This is a genomic window from Chloroflexota bacterium (genome assembly GCA_018825785.1).
In the GTDB taxonomy this organism is placed as follows: domain Bacteria; phylum Chloroflexota; class Dehalococcoidia; order JACVQG01; family JAHKAY01; genus JAHKAY01.
In genome coordinates this window covers 1-5,620 of the sequence record JAHKAY010000011.1, presented here as the reverse complement: position 1 = coordinate 5,620, position 5,620 = coordinate 1, and the positions used below count along the sequence as shown (strand labels likewise).

The window sequence follows — 5,620 nt, the reverse complement described above, 5'->3', positions numbered from 1 at the left end:
GGCAAAGTGTCCGATGATCCTCATCCAGCAGGGGCCTGGCCGCACGAGTGTTACTCAGCATGCGAACGTCAGCGCTGACGCCAAATATCCGAACCTCCCGGGGGTTGTGACCATGAACCCCCACCTGGTCTACGACGTCAAGGGGCTGATGCATTCGGCCATCAGGTTAGGAGGCCCTGTGTGCATGGTCCTCTACAGCAGCCAGGCCTCCGCTGACATCCCGGATGAGCCCTATGTAGTGCCCATCGGGAAGGGCCAGATCCTGAAGCAGGGGACGGACGTCACCATATACGCCCATCCTCCGGCCAGCGTGGAGGTGGAGAAGGCCCTGGCGCTCCTGGAGAAGGAAGGCATCAAGGCCGAATACCTTGACCCCAGGACGCTGAAGCCCTTTGATGAGGCCCTTCTTCAGACTTCGCTGAAGAAGACCGGGAAGCTCTTCTGCGTGGACTTCGGCTACTACTCCCACGGCTTCTCGAGCCACGTAATGGCTCTGGCGGGCATGGCAGTGCCCGGGGTCAAGATGTGGAAGATTGCCTACCCGGACGCCCCGCCTCCATTCGCGAGAGACATGAATAGGTGGAACATACCTGACGCGGCGAAGATTGTGGACGCAGTCAAGAAATTCGTGAAGATGTAGGGCGCTAGAAAGGTTTTTGCCGAGGAGCCCTGGAGTCCAGGGCTCCTCGGCGTAACTGAGAGGTGGTGAATGCATAGATTTCCTGGGCCGATGGAGTGTCCACGCTGATGGAGTGTCCGCGCTGTAAGAAGCTGACCTACCCGGGTGTGGTGAGGACGAACGTCTGGCAGGGGGATGAGCGCTTGATTATAGTGGAGGATATCCCTGCCCAGCTATGCGAGCAGTGTGGGGAGCAATACTATGACCCTCTGACGTCGGAAACCCTGCGGGCCCTGGTGGAGGACCTGAATTCTGCGACGCCGAAGAGGGTGATGGAGGTCCCGGTCTACTCGCTGGAAGGGCGGATACCAGAGCTACATGAGCCACTCCCTGGGGAGCCGGAGCAAGAAGTGGAAGGAGAGTATTAGGCGAGGGGAGTAGAATGTGGTGGCGGTGGGTTTTGCTGGCAGTGCTCGTCATCGGGGTCCTGGTGGGGGCATGCAGTCGGGGGGCCAAAACCCCAACCCCGAGGCCATCGCCCACTGCCAGTCCAACTCCCACGCCTATCCCAACACCTACACCTACCCGGACGCCGACTCCTACCCCTGTTTCAACTCCTACCCCGGCTCCGGCCCAAAGCTCTGAGGAAGAGGTGAAGGCTTATCTCGCCCAGGTCTTTCCGCCGGGCCCCGGGCGGGATGACCTGTTCTTGATATGCACCTCCTGTCACGGCGTACAGCTATTTATCCTGACGGGGCCGATGAAGGACCGGAGTAGCTGGGAGAGTGCCCGCGCCCGCCACGACATGGGCTTCGTGGGATGGGCGACGACCCCGTGGGTAGGCAGCAGGCAGGAGGAACAAGACCCCCTATGGGAGTATCTCATTGAGCACTTTGGGCCGGACAAGCCGCCTCCGCCCCCCATGCCAGCGAGGCTTCTCGCAGGCTGGCAAATGTACTGATGCTTGAACAAGAAGGTCTTAGAGAATGTGGTGGCGGTGGTTTTTTCGCTGTAGTGCTCGCCAGTGGGATGCTGTTGGCTGCCTCTAGCCGGGGAGCCAAAACCCCAACCCCCACCCCTACCCGGACGCCAACACCTACCCCAACTCCTACCCCCCACTCCAACCACTGGGGGGTGCTTGAACTGTCACAGCCTTGCTCCGGTTGAGGTTCGGGGGCGGCGACGATGGATCCGAAAGGCTTGCGGGGAAGCCTCATGCAGATCCACTAGAGGGCTATGCCACGGGCTACGGGACGTTGGCACCAAGGAGGAACTCGAAATCGTATATAAGTATCTGGTGAATAGCTTCTCTGGCAAGCCGATTCCAGAGCTCACACAGTTGTGGATAGAGAGGTGGAGTTACTACTGATACCTTGGTGAAGGCCTGACGGGATTGGGGGCATTTCTGCTGAACGGTATGGCATAGAGACATAGGTCGGCGGCCAGGGTGGTTCTTACAGATGAGGCTCTTGGCTACTCTGGCCGCCGAGTTTTCACCTCCCTTGGGAGATTGTGGCTAGAATTGGCTCCTAATGGAGCCCAACCTTTCCCTGTCGGCTTTGCTGCGGCCCTGGGGAGATTCGAACTTCCGCCCCACTGCTTAGAAGGTTGCAGGCAGAAATCCTGGCTGTCCCCTGTTACCTTCTTACACCAGCGGGGTGGCTAAGTCAAGGGTAGGTTCCTGCAAGTTCCTGGGGCCCGTTTTTGACTTTGGGTATGCGGTTTGGACCTATTCAAAGATGAACCAAAAGGACACAAAGTCTCGGGGCGCTACCAAACTGGCCGAGGCCCCGATTCCTCGGGCTACCGGAGTGCACCCTCATGCGAGACACCACGTGTTGCAGCTTTGAAGACTGTGGCGGGGCGGAAGACGGCCCACGTCAGCTCACACACCCCTGAAGTGGAGTCCTGCGTCTGCGCTGCGTCTGCGTCTGCGTCCGCTAACGCCTATCTGTTTTGGCATGAGCAGACGCAGAAGATGTGAACAGGGACGCCCGCCGCAATGAGGGACCCTTTCCTTCTGCGCCTGCGCCTGCGTCGCTAACGCCTATCTGTTTTGGCATGAGCAGACGCAGACGCATGGACTGCTGCACCAAGTGGGTAAACCGCCTGGACGAGGCTGGACCAGTCGTGGAGGCAACGCTCGGAATGTGAGCCATTCGCTACTCAGAAATTGATCCACTCCTTTAAGTCCGGTAGTCTACCGGGAAACCAGTGGACGCCGGAGGAAAGGAATGCTGCGAATGGACAACCTGCTTCTGCTGCTGCCTAGGGTGACTGGCAGTGCCACTGGCAGTTGCTTCTGCACCGCTGCGCCAGGAGCGTGAACTGTCTGAGCAGCAGTGTGAACAAGTCTGAACAGCACCGAGTACAGACTCGCTCTGTTCTTCTACGGCTCTTCTGTCTATCAGCAGGAAGACGGGGCCCGCCTCCTTCTGCTTGTGCTTCTGCTTCTGCCAAGACAGATATGCGTGAGCAGAAGCAGAAGCACCAGAAGTAGAAGCAGCCACAGCGCGTGCGTCTTGCACTGCTTGATCTATCCTCCACCAAGGCTGAGAAGCTCAAAGTCAGAGGGGCGGCGGGACTTGGGCTCACCCCTTGCGGCCTCGCTTGCGGTGGGCCCTTGCCTTGCCGACTCAGCGGGGATCAGCCACCGCTTTCCGGCCCGCCGGGCGCCTGGAATCTTGCCCTCCCGGCACAGCCGACAGGCCTGGACGTGACTGTATTTCATTTCCCGGGCCAGTTCACTGGCGGTCATAAAGACGGGCTTGGAGGCCGGGACAGGCTCCTCTTGCCACAGGGGCCCGGCCTTCTTCTGGATGATGGTGATGATGGTGTTGACCCGGGTCTGGCCGAGCCCAAGCCTGGCCCCGATCTCCTCCCGCGTGTAGCCCTGGAGCCGGAGTTCCATGACCTGCCCCTGCCGGGGGGTGAGGCGCTCCCTAAGCTCCCGAAGCATTATCCGGGCTGTGGCCACCTCCTCGGTGGGGCTGGGGAGCTCACCGCGCCGCTTGCGCCGGGCCAAGGCCTCTTCGATGGTGTCCGGGCCGCCCTCATTCTCCATCAGTAGGTCCAGGCTTATCACCTGCCAGGTGCGCGCCCGCTCGCGGGGCAGGGGCCGGTCCACCGACTTCCCCCGCTCCAGCGCGTCCCGGGCTGCGTGGTCGGCGACATCTTTCAGGTAGGCGGCGGGGGCGTCCGGCCGCTCCTGCAGGACCCGCCACAGGGCCAGGGCAGCCTCCTGGGCCAGGTCCTCAGCCCTGGTCCCGTCCCACCCCATCCGGCGGGCCCAGCGACGGGCCACAGCCCGGGTGAGGGGCAGGAACGCCTCCAGGCGTGCCGCTGCGCTGTCGGCTGCGGCCTGGACAGGGGACCGGGTTAGTATGGTGGTCATGCTGCTGGGCAAAAAAGAAAGGCCCCCCAGGTGCTCCACCGTTGGGTGAAGCCCCTGGGGGGCTGGCCAGCTTCCTATTCCCTAGCTGGCCAGGTATTGTGCTACGGCCCGCTGACAGCGGGCAAAGACGCTTTCCTCAAGCTCGCTGGGAAGCTTGCCTTTCCTGTATCGCACCAGCTTGCGCCTTGCGTTCTTGCTGAGGCTTCCGTCCACCCCCGCTAGGTCAACCCATATAACCTTCCCCAGGGCGGGTATCTCCACCTTTGTCACCCGACTGAAGGTGAAGGCCCCCACCCCCACCGCCTCTATCTTCCAGAGGGGGCGTTCGGCCAGGTATATCTCCCTGGCGATGCTGTCAAACGGCCCCCGCCTGAGGATTTTGGGGAGGGCGTGAAGCTTCCTCTTCTCCCGCCTCCAGGCTTCCTCCCTTTCTTCCCTGTCCAGGGCTTTCCAGATGTAGATGGCGAGCTCTATGGCCTCGTTGTTGTCAGGCACAACCCTGCCATCTTCCTCATAGAACTCCCTGGCCTGGGCGTAGAGCCTGATGAGATGGGCCTGCCTTGGGGGGGTGGCCCACAAGGGTAGTCCCTTCATCGTCCACCTCTCTTTCTAACTAATGCTGGGCGGGGTGGAGCTGGGGCCGTGGGCCAGCTTTCCTTTAGGCGGGGACTGCGACGGGCTCGGCGTCCCGGGCGGGCTCGGCCTCGGCCTTCTCGGCCGCTTCCAGGGCATCGGTCAGGACCCTGGCCTCCATCTCGTAGATAGCCTCGCCCCTCTTCCTGGCGTTCTCGGCCTGGGCCTTGTAGGCGTCGGGCATCGCCCGCTGGACATTCTCGGCGTAGGTGAGAAGCCCCGCCTGGAAGTTCTCCCGCACGAGCTTCACCTGGTCCCCCAGTTCCTTGACCAGCTTCAGGACGGGGCGTCCGCTCTTGCTGAACTTGACGGAGCCATCGCTGTCCTTCGCCAGCCGCACAGGGGCTCCCAGGGCCTCGTGGGATATGCGGGTCTGCCCTTCGGTGTTGGTGGCGGTGAAGAAGGGAACCCAGACTCCGAAGACGGGGATTGACCAGGCCCTGCGGTCGGTGGTTGCCTGGGGCCGGGGCTGGAGCAGGGCTGAGATGTAGCCTGGGGTAGTGGTATCGGTTTTCTTTGGCATCGGGCCTCCTCTTTTCAGATTTGGCCCACGGCCTCCAGCTCCACCCCGCCCAGCTTGTGGGCGTAGAGTGTGCGGTCTAGTCCCACTAGAGCGAGAAAATCTACTTTCCTCCCCTATTCTCCAGTGAAGGGCTTGCCTTTCAGCTTTCCCTCGGCTTGCCTTTCGGCTTGCCTTTCAACTAGTCCACTATGTTGACGCTATCCCCGAATAGGGCTTTCGGCTTCCCGGAAAGAGGCGTCCTTTCCAGTTAGTCTCTTGACCCTCACCTAGTAGTATTGGCCTTTCGGCTGGTGGCTTGCCAGCCTATTCGGCTTGCTACGGCCCCCGTTCAACTGCTATATGCCCCAGGGGGTCAGCTATCGGCCATACATCGGCGGGGTCATTCGTTCAGCCCTTGCTTTAAGGGCTTGCTGGCCTATGGGCGGGGAGTGCCATCTCCCCTGATAGGGTT

At 61.4% G+C, this 5,620-nt stretch carries 6 protein-coding genes; 3 read left to right on the top strand and 3 right to left on the bottom strand.

The genetic code is table 11. From position 1 onward, the window contains the following. From KJ624_02540 to KJ624_02530, 3 genes are all read left to right on the top strand, one after another. Positions 1–640 (top strand): hypothetical protein (locus KJ624_02540; protein MBU2008722.1); only part of this gene is annotated, 640 nt, incomplete at its 5' end. 107 nt (positions 641–747) lie between these two features. Further along, complete coding sequence (locus tag KJ624_02535) at positions 748–1,047, top strand: YgiT-type zinc finger protein (protein MBU2008721.1); 300 nt, start codon at positions 748–750, stop codon at positions 1,045–1,047. Between the two features lie 19 nt (positions 1,048–1,066). Then, a complete protein-coding gene (locus tag KJ624_02530; protein MBU2008720.1) occupies positions 1,067–1,264 on the top strand; it encodes a hypothetical protein in 198 nt (65 codons plus the stop codon). Between the two features lie 1,891 nt (positions 1,265–3,155). Here KJ624_02530 and KJ624_02525 read toward each other — a convergent pair. The 3 genes from KJ624_02525 to KJ624_02515 form a co-directional block, all read right to left on the bottom strand. Continuing rightward, positions 3,156–4,013 carry a sigma-70 family RNA polymerase sigma factor gene (locus tag KJ624_02525; GenBank protein MBU2008719.1) on the bottom strand — a complete coding sequence of 286 codons (858 nt, stop codon included), beginning with the start codon at positions 4,011–4,013 and terminating at the stop codon, positions 3,156–3,158. 81 nt (positions 4,014–4,094) lie between these two features. Then, the gene (locus KJ624_02520; protein MBU2008718.1) at positions 4,095–4,607 is read right to left on the bottom strand and encodes a hypothetical protein; all 513 of its coding nucleotides are present in this window, start codon (positions 4,605–4,607) and stop codon (positions 4,095–4,097) included. A gap of 64 nt (positions 4,608–4,671) precedes the next feature. Next, positions 4,672–5,169, bottom strand: a complete 498-nt coding sequence (locus KJ624_02515) for a hypothetical protein (protein ID MBU2008717.1) — start codon at positions 5,167–5,169, stop codon at positions 4,672–4,674. Positions 5,170–5,620: the final 451 nt, after the last annotated feature.

Coding starts and splice junctions, on each gene's coding strand:
- KJ624_02515 (MBU2008717.1), bottom strand. CDS start 5,169: ATGCCAAAGAAAACCGATACCACTACCCCAGGCTACATCTCAGCCCTG.
- KJ624_02520 (MBU2008718.1), bottom strand. CDS start 4,607: ATGAAGGGACTACCCTTGTGGGCCACCCCCCCAAGGCAGGCCCATCTC.
- KJ624_02525 (MBU2008719.1), bottom strand. CDS start 4,013: ATGACCACCATACTAACCCGGTCCCCTGTCCAGGCCGCAGCCGACAGC.
- KJ624_02535 (MBU2008721.1), top strand. CDS start 748: ATGGAGTGTCCGCGCTGTAAGAAGCTGACCTACCCGGGTGTGGTGAGG.